Source organism: Pseudomonadota bacterium (assembly GCA_026388315.1).
In the GTDB taxonomy this organism is placed as follows: domain Bacteria; phylum Desulfobacterota; class Syntrophorhabdia; order Syntrophorhabdales; family Syntrophorhabdaceae; genus MWEV01.
The window spans coordinates 1-15,631 of the sequence record JAPLKA010000017.1 but is presented as its reverse complement, the minus strand read 5'-3'; the positions used below and the strand labels follow the sequence as shown (position 1 = coordinate 15,631).

At 46.7% G+C, this 15,631-nt stretch carries 17 protein-coding genes; 11 read left to right on the top strand and 6 right to left on the bottom strand.

Translation table 11 applies throughout. The features are described from left to right. Positions 1-22: 22 nt before the first annotated feature. The 4 genes from NTX75_01100 (at position 23) to NTX75_01085 (ending at position 4,114) form a co-directional block, all read left to right on the top strand. Positions 23-1,195: an acyl-CoA dehydrogenase family protein gene (locus NTX75_01100; protein MCX5814826.1), complete on the top strand. Its 1,173-nt coding sequence runs from the start codon at positions 23-25 to the stop codon at positions 1,193-1,195. Between the two features lie 42 nt (positions 1,196-1,237). Continuing rightward, the gene (locus NTX75_01095) at positions 1,238-2,386 is read left to right on the top strand and encodes an acyl-CoA dehydrogenase family protein (GenBank protein ID MCX5814825.1); all 1,149 of its coding nucleotides are present in this window, start codon (positions 1,238-1,240) and stop codon (positions 2,384-2,386) included. A 182-nt stretch (positions 2,387-2,568) separates the two neighbouring features. Next, positions 2,569-3,297: a TerC family protein gene (locus tag NTX75_01090; GenBank protein MCX5814824.1), complete on the top strand. Its 729-nt coding sequence runs from the start codon at positions 2,569-2,571 to the stop codon at positions 3,295-3,297. Positions 3,298-3,313: 16 nt separating this feature from the next. Next, positions 3,314-4,114, top strand: a complete 801-nt coding sequence (locus NTX75_01085) for a cytidylate kinase-like family protein (GenBank protein MCX5814823.1) — start codon at positions 3,314-3,316, stop codon at positions 4,112-4,114. 139 nt (positions 4,115-4,253) lie between these two features. Here the strand turns inward: NTX75_01085 and NTX75_01080 are convergent, their stop codons facing one another. Genes NTX75_01080 through NTX75_01065 form a run of 4 tightly spaced genes read right to left on the bottom strand, consistent with a single transcriptional unit; the run spans position 4,254 to position 6,513 of the window. Next, positions 4,254-5,318: an MBL fold metallo-hydrolase gene (locus NTX75_01080; GenBank protein MCX5814822.1), complete on the bottom strand. Its 1,065-nt coding sequence runs from the start codon at positions 5,316-5,318 to the stop codon at positions 4,254-4,256. Continuing rightward, positions 5,242-5,841 carry a TetR/AcrR family transcriptional regulator gene (locus NTX75_01075; protein ID MCX5814821.1) on the bottom strand — a complete coding sequence of 200 codons (600 nt, stop codon included), beginning with the start codon at positions 5,839-5,841 and terminating at the stop codon, positions 5,242-5,244. Before NTX75_01075 ends, NTX75_01080 begins: the two co-directional genes overlap by 77 nt. Next, entirely contained in the window at positions 5,825-6,214 is a 390-nt protein-coding gene (locus tag NTX75_01070) for a hypothetical protein (protein ID MCX5814820.1), read from the bottom strand. Before NTX75_01070 ends, NTX75_01075 begins: the two co-directional genes overlap by 17 nt. Next, positions 6,181-6,513, bottom strand: coding sequence for a hypothetical protein (locus NTX75_01065; protein MCX5814819.1), 333 nt, complete (start codon positions 6,511-6,513; stop codon positions 6,181-6,183). Before NTX75_01065 ends, NTX75_01070 begins: the two co-directional genes overlap by 34 nt. Positions 6,514-6,894: 381 nt before the next feature. Here NTX75_01065 and NTX75_01060 point away from each other — a divergent pair, with 381 nt between their 5' ends. Continuing rightward, positions 6,895-7,197 (top strand): hypothetical protein, encoded by a 303-nt coding sequence (locus tag NTX75_01060; protein MCX5814818.1) that lies wholly within the window; start codon positions 6,895-6,897, stop codon positions 7,195-7,197. Position 7,198: 1 nt separating this feature from the next. On the opposite strand, the gene NTX75_01055 is transcribed toward NTX75_01060, so the two are convergent. Further along, positions 7,199-7,822, bottom strand: a complete 624-nt coding sequence (locus NTX75_01055; protein ID MCX5814817.1) for a site-2 protease family protein — start codon at positions 7,820-7,822, stop codon at positions 7,199-7,201. Positions 7,823-7,954: 132 nt separating this feature from the next. On the opposite strand from NTX75_01055, the gene NTX75_01050 reads away from it, so the two are divergent. Continuing rightward, on the top strand, positions 7,955-8,296 hold the full coding sequence (locus NTX75_01050) for a cupin domain-containing protein (protein ID MCX5814816.1): 342 nt from the start codon (positions 7,955-7,957) through the stop codon (positions 8,294-8,296). 8 nt (positions 8,297-8,304) lie between these two features. Here the strand turns inward: NTX75_01050 and NTX75_01045 are convergent, their stop codons facing one another. Continuing rightward, a complete protein-coding gene (locus NTX75_01045; GenBank protein MCX5814815.1) occupies positions 8,305-9,354 on the bottom strand; it encodes a radical SAM protein in 1,050 nt (349 codons plus the stop codon). A 149-nt stretch (positions 9,355-9,503) separates the two neighbouring features. Here NTX75_01045 and NTX75_01040 point away from each other — a divergent pair, with 149 nt between their 5' ends. The 5 genes from NTX75_01040 to NTX75_01020 form a co-directional block, all read left to right on the top strand. Further along, positions 9,504-11,291: an aldehyde ferredoxin oxidoreductase family protein gene (locus tag NTX75_01040; GenBank protein MCX5814814.1), complete on the top strand. Its 1,788-nt coding sequence runs from the start codon at positions 9,504-9,506 to the stop codon at positions 11,289-11,291. Between the two features lie 12 nt (positions 11,292-11,303). Further along, positions 11,304-11,486, top strand: coding sequence for a hypothetical protein (locus NTX75_01035; protein ID MCX5814813.1), 183 nt, complete (start codon positions 11,304-11,306; stop codon positions 11,484-11,486). Positions 11,487-11,496: 10 nt separating this feature from the next. Next, positions 11,497-13,077 (top strand): sodium:solute symporter family protein, encoded by a 1,581-nt coding sequence (locus tag NTX75_01030; GenBank protein ID MCX5814812.1) that lies wholly within the window; start codon positions 11,497-11,499, stop codon positions 13,075-13,077. Positions 13,078-13,796: 719 nt separating this feature from the next. After that, positions 13,797-15,017, top strand: coding sequence for an ATP-binding protein (locus NTX75_01025; GenBank protein ID MCX5814811.1), 1,221 nt, complete (start codon positions 13,797-13,799; stop codon positions 15,015-15,017). Between the two features lie 131 nt (positions 15,018-15,148). Then, the coding region (locus NTX75_01020) for a hypothetical protein (GenBank protein MCX5814810.1) at positions 15,149-15,631 on the top strand (483 nt) is incomplete at its 3' end.

The window sequence follows — 15,631 nt, the reverse complement described above, 5'->3', positions numbered from 1 at the left end:
GATGGCTCGTCCGTGAGGAGCAATGGAATTCACGTTTTCCGATGAAGAGAAAGATCTCAGAAGGGCTGTGAGTGATTTCGTCCAGAAAGAGATTACCGAAAAGGATTTGAACCGACCGGAATGCATCCCCAAGGACGTGATGGAAAAAATGGGCGATTTAGGGCTTTTCGCCCTGAGAATTCCTGAGACCTTCGGTGGCAAACCAGGTAGTTGGGTTGACATCGGGATACTTGTTGAAGAGATAGCCAGAGGTAATGCTTCGCTTGCTTTTCTCACCATGTTGTTTTATGAGGTTAGCCTTCTGCTGGCAGGGTGTGGCACGCCACAGATAGCCGAGGAATGGATGCCTCGCCTTGCCAAGGGCGCAAAGTTGGGTAGCATTGCCCTGACGGAGTTAGAGTCGGGGTCTGACACAAGTATTATAACGACGCTGGCGATTAGAGATGGGAACTATTACGTAATAAACGGTGAGAAATGTCCGGTGAGTTTTGGCATGCAGGCAGATTTCACCATACTTTTTGCAAAAACGCTCGGCGAAACAGGGGCAGGTGGAATTACTGCTTTTCTGGTTCCTCTCGAACTCCCCGGTATCAAAAGAACCCCCTTCCCAAATACCGGCCTTCTTTCTTCCACCCCTGCTTCCCTTGTGTTCGACAATGTACGTATACCGGCTTACTATCGAATTGGCCGGGAAGGTGAAGGGCTTGAGATCAATCAAAAGCACGGCCTCTTCAGCGACCTGAATCAGATCCTTGCGGCGCTCGTGTCTGTTGGCGTCTGCCAGACTGCCCTACGATTGGCCGTTCTGTACGCGAGGGAAAGAGTTGCTTTTGGACGTCCTATAGCACAGTTCCAGGCCATCTCAGGCAAGATCGCTGAGGACTCTACCCTTCTGGAGGCTGGTCGGTGGTTATGTTACAGGGGGTTATACCTTAAGGACCGGGGCTTGCCTAATACGAAAGAAGCTGCCATGAGCGGCTGGTGGTGCCCAAAAGTGGCATTTGAAATAGTAGAGGATTCTCTTCTTATCCATGGTCACTCCGGATACAGTGACGATCATCCGTTCCAACAGATGCTGAGAGATGTGCTTGCTTTTCAGATGATTGCCGGGAGGGGACAGGTACTTAAGCTTTCCATCGCCCGAGATGTTATCGGTGAAGTCGCTGTTCCCGGTGAACTCGCGGGTGTGATTTAGTAGATGTAAGAAGAGTTGTATATGCAATAAGGAGAGCGTTAGATGATTTTTTTCACTGAAGCCCAGAGGAACTTTCGAAATCGTGTTCGCGATTTTGCTCGCTCAGAATTGTCAGAGGGTGCCCAGGAACGCGCGAAGCTGGACCACACAACTCCGGAAGTACTGAAAAAACTTTCAAGGGCGGGCCTTTTTGGTATGGCAACACCCGATGAGTATGGGGGAAGACCCGTGGATTGCGTGTCCATAGGGATAGCATTCCAGGAGGTCTGCGCAGTTGACCACTCCCCATTTTCCTTGATGCTAAGCCATGTGGTGATCCCCATGATGATGGAATGGGCAACCGAGGAAGTGAGAAGTGAGTGGCTCTCGTCGCTGGCAAGAGGGAATAAACTGGCATGTTTTGGCAATACCGAGCCGGATTGTGGTTCGGACGCCAGTGCTATCAAGACGAGGGCGCTGAAGGACGGGGATTTCTACGTGATTAATGGGGAGAAGACCTCGGTTAGTGGAGGAATGCAAGCCGACTGCATTGTCATGACGGCAAAAACTGATCCGAAAGCAGGAGCAAAGGGGGTGACCTGCTTTTTTGTACCTTTCTCTCTGCAGGGAATAAGTAGGTCAAGATTCAACGACATGGGTGCTATTCCCTCTGGCAGAGCATCGATTACGTTCAGCGATGTACGGATCCCGGTGGCTGCACGGATAGGAGAAGAAGGCGAGGGTTTCACAAAGGTCATAAATGGTTTTGACTTTGCACGGGTGCTGGTGATCCTGGCTGGGGTTGGCATGGCGGAGCAGGTTCTTGGCGACGCGGTTGAGTACGCAAAAACCCACGAGGTACTTGGCGGGCCCATGAGCAGATTCGAGGGGGTCTCATTCCAGATTGCTGAGGCCTCGACTCTGATCGAGGCAACCAGGTTGCTTTGCTATCAGGCTTTGAAACTCAGGGACGAGGGTCTCGCCCACACCAAAGAGGTGGCCATGGCGAAGTGGTACGGGGGCACGTATATTTCCCGCACTATTCATGAGATGCTACTAATCTACGGGTGGAGAGGTTACAGCGAGAAGCTGCCCATAGAGCAGCGTTTGCGGGATGCCATCGGCCTGAAAATAGGTGACGGCACGGCAGAAATCATGAAGCTCATAATTGCCCGGGAATTGCTTGGAAACAAGTTCAGACCAGTGGTATGAATAACCCCCGGTGAATCTATCTGGAGGGAAAGTATGTGCTCACAAACCCGGTTCCAGTTTTGTATGTCTCCACCGAACGCCACATGACTGAGAATTCGAAACAGCACAGCGCGTAACTGTTGAGTGCCACGACATCGCTAACACTCAACATATAATAAATACAATATAATGAGGTGAACATTATGAATTTTGGTAGTTTCGGGTCATTTAGTTTCACATGGGAGTTTGTAAGCTCTTTTTTAATGATAGTGCTGATCGATTTGGTACTTGCAGGCGATAATGCAGTTGTTATTGCAATGGCTGTCCGGAACCTTGCACCCAAACAGAGGAAGATAGGCATCATGTTGGGTGCAGGCGGAGCAATTGTATTAAGGGTTTTGCTCACAATCGTTGTCGCCCAGCTTCTCAACATAAATGGACTGAAGCTCTGTGGCGGTGTCCTTATTATATGGATAGCACTGAAACTTTTTATAGAGGGAGCGCCGGAAGAGGGGGCTCGTAAAGAGCCAAAGACCATATGGCAGGCCATGATAACCATAGTGATCGCCGATATTGTCATGAGTCTCGACAACATGCTCGGCGTAGCAGGCGCGTCACACGGCAATAATCTTCTGATCATCTTCGGATTGGTGTTGAGTATCCCCTTTGTGGTATTTACCAGCAACCTCCTTTCCATGTTGATGGATAAATATCCCATTATCGTGTATCTTGGGGCCATGGTGCTTGGAAAGGTTTCGGGAGATATGATAATCACTGACCCCTATGTGCAGTCATTCCTCCACACAGGCAAGGTCACCCAGTATATCGTAGAGGCTGTGGGCGCCATTGCTGTGGTTGTTGTAGGAAAGCTCTGGATGAAATGGAAGGTAAGCAAGGAAAGCAAAGAAGGAAATAAAACTTACACTAACTGAAAAAAGGAGGTTTATTATGGCAACCCTAACCATATCAAGGCAGCACGGGAGTAACGGAAAAGAGATAGGAAAGGAAATAGCACGTGAAATCGGCTATGTATACGTCGACAGGGAACAGATTCTTAAGGATATCAGGACCAAAGGGCAGGACTGGGAAAAGTGGGAAAAGGAGTTTGAAGAACATCACCCGACCATATGGGAGAAATATGACTGGTCTTTCAGGGGATTTGTGGCGCTGCAACAGAGCCTTATATTGGACTATGCGCTGAAGGATAAGGCTTTAATCATGGGTAGGGGCGGAAACTTTCTCTTAAAAGATATCCCCTGTGTACTGAAGGTTCGTATAGAGGCGCCTCTCGATGCACGCATTGATCATGTTCAGAACAGGGAAAATGTAGACAGGGCTACTGCCTCATTGATGATAAAAAAAATGGATAAAGAGAGTAAGGGTTTTATCGGGACTGTCTATGGCGCAGATTGGAACGTTCACACCTATTATGACATCATCTTTAATACGGCAATTCAGTCGACAGACATAGTCATGGCGTCTTTGAAGGCTGCCATTCCGGAAAAAGACCGGTTCAATACAGAAGAAGTGAGAAAAATGCTCAGGATGAAGGCTGCTTCAGCGGCTGTAAAAGCCGGGATATTGACCAATTCAAGGTTTTTTATCCCCACCCTCGATATTCGGCCAAGCGGTGACACGATTGTTCTTCGCGGGGTAGTTCATAATCCGAAAGAGTTTAAGAGCGTTGAGGATGAGGCGAGGCGTCTTGCCGGTAGTGTGCCGGTAAAGTGCGAGCTAAATTACCGTTGATTTCATTTTCCATGAACACCTCCGAAATGGTTTTGGTGTTCATGGAATGACGTGGTAACTATTCGATTGTCAGAGAACTTTGTTTGCTATGTGCTGGCACATTTTTCCGTTATCGATGTCCTGGCGCTCAGCGCCTAACTTATAGCAGGAAGAAGGATAGTTGCTTGCTGACACTGGTTCTTGCCACCCGGCCCTTGTATTCAAGAAGTTCTAGATGACCCATTACTTCGGATAAGCCAAGGAAGACTTCTTCGGGGGGAAGGCAGGGAATCAGCTCTTCCATTAGATCAAAAACAGAGTGAGGGCCGGACCGAAGAAGCGTGACGATTTCGTCCTGCCTGTTGTTAATGAAGGCAAGAATTTGGTTTATGCGTGTCGTAGGGTTATCAATCATCTCGCCATGCCCGGTTAAGGCGAACTCTAAGTCCATTTCGCGAACTTTCTCAAGAGAAGAGACATACTGCACGAGGCTTTTGAATCTCTTGGCGCCCCTCCTTGGTCTTTGGAGAACCGCGTTTGAAGTGATTTCGTTAATAAGAAAGTCGCCTGTAAATGCAAACTGGTTTTCGGGGTGATAAACCAGAATGCAATAGGGGGTATGCCCCGGCACACTCATTATTCTGAACTTCAGTGAAGACAATTCTACCTCATCACCATCCTCAAGACATCTTGAGGGATTCACTTGGCAGCCAAGCATTTTAGCTGTTTCGTAGAACGCCCTCAGATAGGCATTGTACTTTCCTGGTGCTGTTGACAGCCTAAGAAAACGCCTGTAGTAGCGAAAATCCAAAGCCAATTCCCTTGGATAGGTCTCAAGATAGTTTGTGGCATCCTTATGTATCCAGATATCGGCGTTGCTTCGTTCTGTGATCCACATAGCAAGCCCGAAATGATCGAAATGAGGGTGGGTGATTATAATTCTTCTTATGTCTTGAATTCGATACCCGACATTTGCAAGGGCGTCCTCAAGGTGACTCTGGTAGAAGATGCCATTAGGCGGTACGTCAATAAGAGTCGGACACGGAGCTTCTATGAAATAGACGTTAATGCTGCCTGTCGCAAAGGGTATGGGAATGCGGAAAACGTGAAAACCTTTTAGGCACATGGGTTTTGACAACACCATACCGTTAAAGGTCAGCAGGCGAAGGATTGGCCAGAAGCCCAAAAAGCATGAAACGGACGGCCTCGTCTTTAATTGCTTCAAAAGGGAGAGGACCTTCTGGGCGGTACCAGCGAAGATGCCACTGTATTACACCCAACACATTGAAAGCACTTACTGTAAGATTCTTGGGGGTATCAATATAGCCCGCTTCAGCCAAATCACGCAACGCGCTCTTGTATATTTGTAGGATTTTAATCTGAAATTGCTTGTTGATTTCGTTAGCAGCCGGGGAAAGCTCTTCCTCATCCAAGAAGAACAGCTTGGCGCTGTCCTTTTGCGCCGCAATCTGATTAAGATGTGTGCTCACGAGAAGCTTGAACCGCTCCAAAGGCCCAAGTTCCGCCTGTGAGATTCGATTGAGTTCGTTCTCCAATCCTTCTGACAGGTGCTTGAGGATGGCAAGCAGAAGACCATACTTGCTCTCGAAGTAATAGTAAATGCTAGAGATAGTCATTCCAGCGGCCCGGGCAATATCTCGAATCGATGTGCCCTTGAAGCCATTTGTTGCAAATAGTTCGATTGCTACTTCGATCAGTTTTCTCTGCGTTTCAGTCGCATCGCCCATAAGCATTCTCCTTGTAGGTACTTAGTTCTATCCCTGAGGTAACTATATCAAACGAACGATACCATGTCAAGCGTTGTATACAGCAATTCTCCCCGAACTGCATACAGAATTGAAAATGGCTGCTCAGGCGGTAACGTTCCTTGAGACGTCCGATCTTCTCGATGACCTTCTCGTAACGTTTGGTTCCGTGCTTATTGTCCAGGGCGGTGTGGATTCTGTTGAGCCCCTCCTCGAATCTGCGTTCAAACTGGTTCTGGATCCCTGTCTCCTTGATCTCATCGTCTGTCGAGTGGCACAGGAGCGTTACCTCATCAGCGGTATGGATACGACCCGCACGGATCAGTCTGCGATTGTCGTTCCAGACAATGACCATCTCCGGGGGAGTCCGATCTTCTTCTTCCGGGAGACAACGATATAGTCGTAGCGGTGCTCCTTCAGCCAGAGGATATTCTCTTCTGTGGCAATGCCTGCATCGATAACAACGAGGCGATTTGTGCCGTCATTATCAAACTGATAAGGGTGATCTTCGCACTGATGAGGGATACAAGAATGTTTACTGAAAAAATGGACCGCTGCCAGGAAGCAGCGTAAAAGGAGGAGATAATGTTGTGGTGGAAGGAGGACCGTGAAAGCTTCGTAGGCATAAAGGCCTGTAAGACTCAGCTTGGTCAACTTCCACCTACCCCTTTGATCTGTATAAGGTAAGTTGGGCATAACAGGCCCGGAGAACAAAAGAGGTTAGATAAAGGGACAATAAACGGCTGGAGGCCACCACAACAACAGGGCTCTTAACAAAGATAATAATTATATGCTTGACAACTTCATTAGAAGAGGAAGCGCAGCGGTGCAGTGAGGGAAACAGCGTTCCGGAGAATACCATATTTTAGCAACAGGCCGTGGATATCGGATATCGGACTTCAGTCTTTCCCCTTCAGTCTAAACACCTTCAGCCTTCATACCTTTCATAACGTATTGAAATTGGTGCGCCAAACGGTTATGATGTTTTTCGTAATGCATACAGGGGATATAATAATTTCCAAAAAGGAGGCGGTTATGAAAAAGGTTGTTGTGTATGTAATCGGGATTGTTTTTTTAGTTGTATTGGGCATACCCCTTTATGCCCTTGGACAAGGAAAAGAAGCTGCCAAGGCATACCCCGCCAAAGACCTTTTTGAGAAGAAATGCAGCGTATGCCACAAGACAGACAGGGCAACATCGAAAAAGAAAACGCAGAAAGAATGGAATACCACCGTTATGCGTATGATTAATTCACGTGGCGCTCAGATTAACGATGGAGAGGCAAAAATTATCATTGATTATCTTACTGCAAATTACAGCAAGGAAGAGAAGAAATAGCTTACGGTAATAAAATTCCGATAACACTCAGGATAGCCTGTCTGAGGAAGACAATGAGGGGATTTAAAACGCCGAGGTATAAAAGGGCAATAATGATAAACATGCCATAAGGTTCAATCCGTTCAAGGGTATACTGTGCCTTCCTGGACAGAAAACCCATGAGGATTTTGGACCCGTCGAGGGGGGGTATGGGGATTAAATTGAACGCTGCGAGCATGATATTGATCTGTGCAAAATAGTAAAGGATTGTGGACAGTATTCCAAAGGGCGAGGGCGTGAGAAGGCGAAGGAGCAGGAAAGAAAAGAAGGCAAGAATAATATTTGCCACAATTCCTGCTGCTGAGACAAAAATGATCCCTTTTCGTTCATCACGCAAATTATTGAAATTTACAGGAACCGGTTTTGCCCAGCCGAATCCGAAAACAAAGAGCATAATTGTTCCGATAGGGTCCAGATGTTTTATGGGGTTCAGACTCAACCTTCCGAGCCATTTTGCAGTGGAGTCGCCCATTTTATAGGCAACCCACCCATGTGCCAGTTCATGTAGTATGATTGAGTATAGCAAGGGAATAGCCACTAAAACAAAGGCAAGGGGATCTTTAAATAATAGATTAATGAGGCCCATATGTAGCCCTTAGTATCACACAGAGATATGACAATTTCAATGTAAACTTGATCTGCAAAATAATTGGATTGATTTTTGTAAATGATATATCCATAATTGGATTGAATCAGACAAAATATTAAGGATGGACATATGATTGTAAGAAACTTTAATGATCCTGAAGTACTGGCAACCACCTACATCGCCCACCGTGGCGCTGTGGCAAGAATGGTTATGACAAGCCATTTTCTCCAGAGCATGGAATTTCTCGCCTACGCCATATTACCACCGGGAAATGTCATCGAAGAGCATATCGATGAAGTAGAAGAAATTTATTTAATTCTTAAAGGCGGCGGTCTTATGAAGGTGGGAAACGAAGAGAAAGAGGTCAAAGAATGGGATGCAACCTGGATACCTGCAGGTGAACCCCACCGCCTCCAAAATACGAAGGATGAAGAAACAGTTGTTCTTGTCATTGCAGCGTACCCGAGATAAAAACAGACTTACTTCCACTCCTCCGTTTGTGGCTGGGGGAGCTGATAGGTCATAAGGTGGTTTATATATTGACAAAACCCGTCCTTGCCGCTCTTCTCCCTTTTCTCGATTTCGGGACGAACCTTTTTCATCACCTCTTCATCACGGACCACCCCTGCAGGATAATTTATGTAGGAGCCTCGCCGGAGAAGTGAGTAGGCCTGTTTCTGCTCCTTTGTAAGAGAGAGATAGTCATCGAGATCGTTCAGCATTTTTGCCTTGTTTTCATCGAGATACCCATCCACATACATCAAAAGGTTCAAGCCGAAATCGGCACAGGAGAAATAGCTGTGCATTTCGCTCAGATTTTCCACAAGAAGCCTGATCTCGGCCACAATCTCCTCGTCAGTCATAGGAACAAATGTTCCATTTTCGACCATCTTCAGCATGGGAGACATGGGATGCATGGCAAAGGTACGAACCCTGATGAAATCCGGTTCAACCATATTCAATAACCTTGCTGTTTCTAAGGCATGTTCTTCACTTAAAGTACGACCGCCAAGGCCGGGCATGATATATTCAGAGAGTTCAATGCCGGCTTCTTTAACATGTCTGCCGCCAACGACAATATCGTCCTGGGTTATCCCTTTTTTGACCATTTTCAGCACTTTTTCAGAGCCGCTTTCCATTCCTACATGTATCCTTGTTAATCCGGCTTCTTTTAATTGTTTAAGCTCTTCTACACTCCTTTTCTTCAGCGTTGGCGCCCTCGCATAGGATGTTACCCGTTCAATGGTGGGAAATTTTTGTTTGATGTATCGCAAGACCTCCAGAACATCTTCTGTTTTTAACACGAGCGTGTCGCCATCCTGTAAAAAGGCTGTCCGGACCGAATAACCTCCATACTCCTTTGCCATATTGTCTAAATCTTTTTTGACCTCTTCTACTGTCCTCCGCGAAAACTTTGTCCCTTTGTAGGCCGGACAGAAGACACACTGATTCCACGGACAATTTCTCGTTACCCTTACCAGAAGGCTCGACGCCTCACTTGGCGGCCTTATGACCCCTTGTTCATACATGATTAGCTCCTTCTCATTAATAACATAGTTTGTCTTTCGTTTTTATAGGTAAATATATGTCGTTTTTCAGTAATTTCAAGGGTGGTTTTATACGGTATAGACAAAGGGCATAAAATTTCTTAAAATCATTCATTCGTGTGGAGGATACAATGAAAGGGTTCTTTAATCAAATTCTTGTTATCGATTTGACCTGGAAAAAATATTACAAGGAAGAGGTTCCCGATGAAGTATACGAAAACTATCTTGGCGGGAAGGGTCTTGCAGCCTATCTGCTGCTTACAAGGAATAAGGCCGGGGTTGATCCCCTGTCTCCGGAAAACCATTTCATAGTAGCCTTGGGGCCTGTGAACGACACACCTGTCTGGGGGACGAGCAGGTATGGTGTTTTTACGAAGAGCCCCCTTACCGGATTTATTTCTCATTCTTACTCGGGGGGAAGGGTTGCCGCGCCCATCAGCAGGACCGGTTATGACGCAATAATCCTCAAAGGGAAGAGTGAAAAACCCGTGTATCTTGAAATAAGCGATGAAGATGTAAAATTTCATGATGCAGAAAGGATTTGGGGTCTTGATGCATATAAAGCTGAGGACACAATATTGGAGAGAACCGCTAAAAAAGGCGCCGGTGCATTGGTAATAGGTCCGGCAGGAGAGAGGTTGGTCAAATTTGCAACTATAGCGAATAATTACTGGCGCTGTGCCGGAAGAACAGGGGTTGGAGCGGTCCTGGGCTCAAAAATGGTAAAGGGTATCGTTTTCCACGGGAATAAGGCGAGGGTGCTTGCCGATCCTGAAGCTGTCATGAAATTCAAAAACGAATGGCGAAAAAAAATAACCAATTATCCTTCCGCAGCCTTCTATAAAAAGATGGGAACCACGGGTCTCGTAGCAATCATCAACACGCTGGAGGCCTTTCCGACGCGTTACTGGCACGAAGGGCGGATGGAAGGGTGGGAAAATATCAGCGGAGAAATGCTCCATTCCACATATAAGGTTAAACCACATGCATGTAACAGATGTCTCCTTGCCTGCGGGAGGTTGACAACCATAACTGAAGGCAGACATGCAGGTCTGAAGATTGAAGGCCCGGAATATGAAACGATTTACGCCTTTGGCGGTTTGTGCCTGATAGACCGTCTTGATGAGATCATATATTTGAATGACATATGTGACAGGCTGGGGATAGACACGATTACGGGCGGTAATCTTGCAGCATTTGCCATAGAAGCATCAAGAATGGGGAAGATCAGCGAAAAACTTGATTACGGTGATGTTGATGCAATTGCACAGTTACTCAACCAGATTTCACGGAGAGAGGGCATAGGGGAAGTATTGGCTGAAGGCATTGTCCGGGCTGCGAAAGAGTGGGGCATGGAGGACATAGCCATCCATGTGAAAGGGTTGGAGCCGGCCGGATATGATCCAAGATTTTTCAAAGCCATGGGGCTCGCCTATGCTACATCGGACAGAGGTGCGTGCCATCTCCGCTCTACTGCCTTCAAGGCAGAGGTGGCGGGGATCATCCCCCCTGAACAGACAGAAGGCAAAGCGGCAGTCTTTATTGATTACGAAGACAGGCTTACGCTCCAGGATGCACTCATCCTGTGCAGGTTTTACCGTGACCTTTACCTCTGGGATGAACTGGCCTCCATTGTTCACATGACAACCGGCATGGACGTAAATAAGGAAGACCTCCAGCGGATTGCCTCAAATATCCAGGATATCACAAGGAATTTCAATATAAGGGAGGGACTCACGAGGGCCGATGACACCCTCCCTCCCCGCTTTTTTGAAGAGCCGTTAGGCTCGAAGAAAGATACTATAACGAGAGAACAGCTCGAATACATGAAAAGTGATTACTACAGGCTGAGGGGATGGGATAAAGACGGAATACCGAAAGACACTTCCTCCTTGACAAAAGGAAAAGCTAAATGCTAATGAGATATAGCAATGCTTGGTTTTCCTGATTTCTGGATATTTTCAGGTTATGTTCTTACCATTTTCTCAGCTCTGTTCTGCCTTGTCTATGGCGTAATCCGTTGGCGCAGAGGGGTGGAAGAAAAAGACGGCGATTACAGGGAAGAGATAAAATGGGAGAAGGAAGAAATCGAATTGATAGAGAAGCTCCCTTAGACCCGAAACCATGTTTTATCTCATCACATTTACCTTAATATACCTTGTTGTAACCGTTTACCTCGGGTATCTCGGATATAGACGGACCACAACGGTATCGGATTATCTCCTCGCCGGGCGGCAGGTTCATCCTCTTACAATGGCTTTGAGCTATGGCTCAACGTATGTAAGCACAGCAGCAATCATCGGTTTTGGTGGTATCAGTGCGCTCTATGGTTTTAGCATGTCATGGCTCGCCTTTTTGAATATTATGATAGGCGTATGGGTTGCCTTTGTGGTGTTCGGAAAAAGAACGAGAAAAATGGGCAAAGCGCTTGATGCGCATACCTTTCCCGAACTTCTTGGAAGGCGTTACAATTCACGGTTCATCCAGGGCTTTTCAGGTCTCGTCATCCTCGTTTTTATGCCTGTATATACGGCAGCAATTCTGATTGGAATTGCGAGATTTATCGAAGTATATATGAATATCCCCTTTACCACAGCGTTACTCGGATTTTTGTTAATAACGGCCTGCTATGTCCTCTGGGGAGGCCTCAAGGGTATACTGTACACCTCTGTTTTCCAGGGCATCATTATGGTTGTGTCAATGGTAATCATCGGTATCACTACGTATGTCATGTCAGGAGGAGTTGTTAACGCCCACAGGGCATTAACGGAATTGGCACCCCTTGTTCCTCAGGCTTTGCAGGAGATAGGACACAGAGGATTTACTTCCATGCCCGCTGCCGGGTCTTCACTGTGGTGGTTTGTCATTACAACGATGATTATGGGAGTGGGTATTGGTGTTCTCGGACAGCCGCAGCTCAATGTAAGATTTATGACGCTGAAATCTGACCGTGACCTGAACAGGTCCATCCCTTTTACAGCGCTTTTTATCCTCTTCACAACCGGTATAGCTTTTGCGGTGGGGGCGCTTACTAATGTTGTTTTTTATAATACCTATACCGAATTGCCTATCCAGTCAGTCCAGGGAAATGTTGACAAGATAATCCCTCTGTATGTGGACAGATTTTACCCGCAGTGGTTTGTTGCTTTATTCCTCGTTACCCTCATGGCAGCGGCTATGAGCGCCAGCAGTGCCCAGTTCCTTGCCACCGGTTCATCACTGAGCAGGGATATTTTAGAACAGGCATTGCTCAGGGGGAGGTCTGTAGCAGAAACTACAATAGTTACCCGGATAGGCATAGTGTTCGGCATTTTCGCAACGCTGATAATCGGTCTTTTGCTCCCGGAAGGTGTAGTTGCTATTGCAACAGCCTTTTTCTTCGGTCTGTGCGGTGCAACCTTTATTCCATCATATCTTTTTGCCCTCTACTGGAAGGGTGGCACAAAAACAGGTGCAAAGGCGAGCATCGTCTGTGGTTTTTTTCTTTCTCTGTTGTGGATGCTGTTTTTCCATGAATACGAGTCAAAAGCCATAGGGTTATGCAGGTGGATATTCAAATGTGATGCCCTGGCCGGGTTGCCATGGAATATGATTGACCCGCAGGTTATTGCCCTCCCGGTTTCATTTCTTGTTTTTCTCTTTGTTTCCCGCTTTACAACACCAGTAAGGGAAGAGACCGTCAGGAAGGCCTTTAAACATATTTAAGTAATAGTTTTTTGCACTCTAAGCCTGAAATCCCAAATCCCAAGCACCAAATCCCAAATAGAAAAAACGTTTAGAGCTTGAATATTGGAATTTACAAACGTAAATGTTTGGTAATGGTTTAGCCGGAACACTGTTGTTGCTCACCATGTTCGCAATTAAACCTTACCCTTTCTGCCAGGGTACCCACCCGGTGAGTGGGTCGTGCTTCCTTACCCTTGCAAGATTCGCTTATCGGCAGGACTCCACCGTTCCCATCGCTCGCACGGTGCTCCGCCTCTCACCCGTGCTAAAGTCTCCTCCCGCTTGTCTGCGGAACTCGCTTAAGGCCGCTGACGGCGGCTTTTCCGCTCAAACAGTCCTCGACATGCGCTGACGGCGCACCACTCCTTCCGCCTGTAAGACGGGTGTCCCGAGAGGCTCCCGCAAGGCTCGCTCACGGAAACGGCGGAGTCCTGCCGATAAGAAAATTGAGAAAACTCCAGTTAACCTTCTCTTGTTCTATGTTTTTCAGCTACGAGTTGTGTTTGTCCCGCGATAACGATTTTGAAATGTAGAACTTCAACGAATGCAAGGGCTTATAATGCCAGGGCACTTCCCACCAACCCTTATTAAATCATGGGACGGGGGACATCCATAAAACCACCCTTTTCGGACCATTTATAATGCAATTGAAAAATAGTCTTGACTAAACTTCAATTGCATGAAAAGATATATTTACATTGAAAGCCCGTAATCTATATACGCGTTTATGGAAGGAACTGTCCAACGACAAAGCGATGGTCTTCCTTTCGGGACCCAGACAGGCAGGAAAAACAACCCTGGCACGAATGATTGCCGATGATTTTCCCAACAGTCTTTACTGGAGCTGGGACATTCTGGCTGACAGGGCAACTTTTCTTGAGAACCCCGTTTTTTTCGAAAATGTAAAGCGCAAGGACAGTTCAACCCCCCTTATTGTTCTCGATGAAATCCACAAGTACCGAGACTGGAAGAACTGTCTGAAGGGGTTTTGCGATGGATACCACAACAGATATCGCTTTCTTGTGACAGGGAGCGGGAGGCTTGACCTTTATCAGAAAGGCGGTGATTCCCTGGCCGGACGATACCTTCCTTTCCGCCTGTGGCCTTTTACAATTGCAGAGCTTGCCGAAGAAAACAGACCTTTCGATGACTTTCTAAGCAATTCTCTTGAAATCACTATGGAACGAAATGTCGAAATGATGGCCATCTGGTCGAAGATTGAGACATTGAGCGGGTTTCCTGAACCGTTCCTGCTTAACCGTATCCCTTCATATAGAAGATGGTCACAGGTCTACGCACGACAACTGATCAGGGAAGATATCAGAGATATGACCGATGTAAAATCCGTTGGCGGCATGGAAACGCTGTACGAGTTGTTGCCGTCCAGAGTGGGCAGTCCTCTTTCTTTTACCTCCCTATCCGAAATTCTTCACGTTTCTTACAACACAGCGCGAAGCTGGCTTGATATTTTTGAAAGGTTTTTTCTCGTTTTCAGTATTGCCCCATGGACAGAGAAAGTTGCGCGTGCCATCCAGAAGGAGAAGAAGTATTATCTCTGGGATATTCCGCGAATTAAAGACCAGGGGGCACGATTAGAGAACATGGTCGCCGCTGAGTTGTGGCGCGCCGTTACGTGCTGGAACGACAGAGGACTTGGTAATTTCTCTCTTCATTTTATTAGAAATAAAGAAAAAGAGGAAGTGGATTTTTTAATTGCCGATGAGCATAATCCTCTTTTGCTTGTTGAGACGAAATTAAATGATACAAAACCTTCCGGTGCCCTTAAGAAATTTCAGCGTTATTTGGGTGTAAAGGCGATTCAGCTTACACACGAGGGGGATGGATTTCAAATACTATCCAACGGCGGTCTTCCAGTGCTTGTTGCACCCGCCTGTCAGTGGCTTTCCCGCTTGCCTTAAACCAACTTCATGGGGTAGGACGGGCACTTGAAATGTAATGAACACAAAGAACTTACAAGATCACGCAAAATTGTCAATACTGTAAATTTTGACAAAATTCAGTAGTTGTAATACATTACAGCATGGATTTATTGCGTATTACCAGGAACCCGAATAATCTGCTTTTCGCCCTTTTTATATCGATCATTGCCCATTTCGCCCTTTTGTATGTTCTTGGTTTTTTGCCTTTTAGCCACAAGTCGCTCCAGGAGGAAAGCATACTGGTGGACTTCACGTTAATGGATGGAAAAGAGGGGGCAGGGGGAGAAAAGCGAAACGGCGAAACGGCGAAACGGCGAAACGGCGAAACGGCGAAACGGCGAAACGGCGAAGGTAAAGAAGGCGCAAGGCGAAAGGCGCAAGGCGAAAGGCAAAAAAAGGAAGGTGCAGATCTGCGGCAGAGTAATAACCCTGCCATGAGTAAAAACATTGAAAAAGATAATGTTACCGGAGTGACTCAAGATAAAGTGCAAACTTCTTCTATAGATTTGGTGTCGTTACATCCCGCACCAGGCCAAAGGGGTCGCGGCGGTGAGGCAGACGGCAGCTCACAAAAAGGAGGGGGGACAGGGTCT

What these genes read in the sequence shown, in the direction of transcription:
- NTX75_01100 (MCX5814826.1), top strand. Translation starts at nt 23, where the DNA reads ATGGAATTCACGTTTTCCGATGAAGAGAAAGATCTCAGAAGGGCTGTG.
- NTX75_01095 (MCX5814825.1), top strand. Translation starts at nt 1,238, where the DNA reads ATGATTTTTTTCACTGAAGCCCAGAGGAACTTTCGAAATCGTGTTCGC.
- NTX75_01090 (MCX5814824.1), top strand. Translation starts at nt 2,569, where the DNA reads ATGAATTTTGGTAGTTTCGGGTCATTTAGTTTCACATGGGAGTTTGTA.
- NTX75_01085 (MCX5814823.1), top strand. Translation starts at nt 3,314, where the DNA reads ATGGCAACCCTAACCATATCAAGGCAGCACGGGAGTAACGGAAAAGAG.
- NTX75_01075 (MCX5814821.1), bottom strand. Translation starts at nt 5,841, where the DNA reads ATGGGCGATGCGACTGAAACGCAGAGAAAACTGATCGAAGTAGCAATC.
- NTX75_01070 (MCX5814820.1), bottom strand. Translation starts at nt 6,214, where the DNA reads ATGGTCATTGTCTGGAACGACAATCGCAGACTGATCCGTGCGGGTCGT.
- NTX75_01060 (MCX5814818.1), top strand. Translation starts at nt 6,895, where the DNA reads ATGAAAAAGGTTGTTGTGTATGTAATCGGGATTGTTTTTTTAGTTGTA.
- NTX75_01055 (MCX5814817.1), bottom strand. Translation starts at nt 7,822, where the DNA reads ATGGGCCTCATTAATCTATTATTTAAAGATCCCCTTGCCTTTGTTTTA.
- NTX75_01050 (MCX5814816.1), top strand. Translation starts at nt 7,955, where the DNA reads ATGATTGTAAGAAACTTTAATGATCCTGAAGTACTGGCAACCACCTAC.
- NTX75_01045 (MCX5814815.1), bottom strand. Translation starts at nt 9,354, where the DNA reads ATGTATGAACAAGGGGTCATAAGGCCGCCAAGTGAGGCGTCGAGCCTT.
- NTX75_01040 (MCX5814814.1), top strand. Translation starts at nt 9,504, where the DNA reads ATGAAAGGGTTCTTTAATCAAATTCTTGTTATCGATTTGACCTGGAAA.
- NTX75_01035 (MCX5814813.1), top strand. Translation starts at nt 11,304, where the DNA reads ATGCTTGGTTTTCCTGATTTCTGGATATTTTCAGGTTATGTTCTTACC.
- NTX75_01030 (MCX5814812.1), top strand. Translation starts at nt 11,497, where the DNA reads ATGTTTTATCTCATCACATTTACCTTAATATACCTTGTTGTAACCGTT.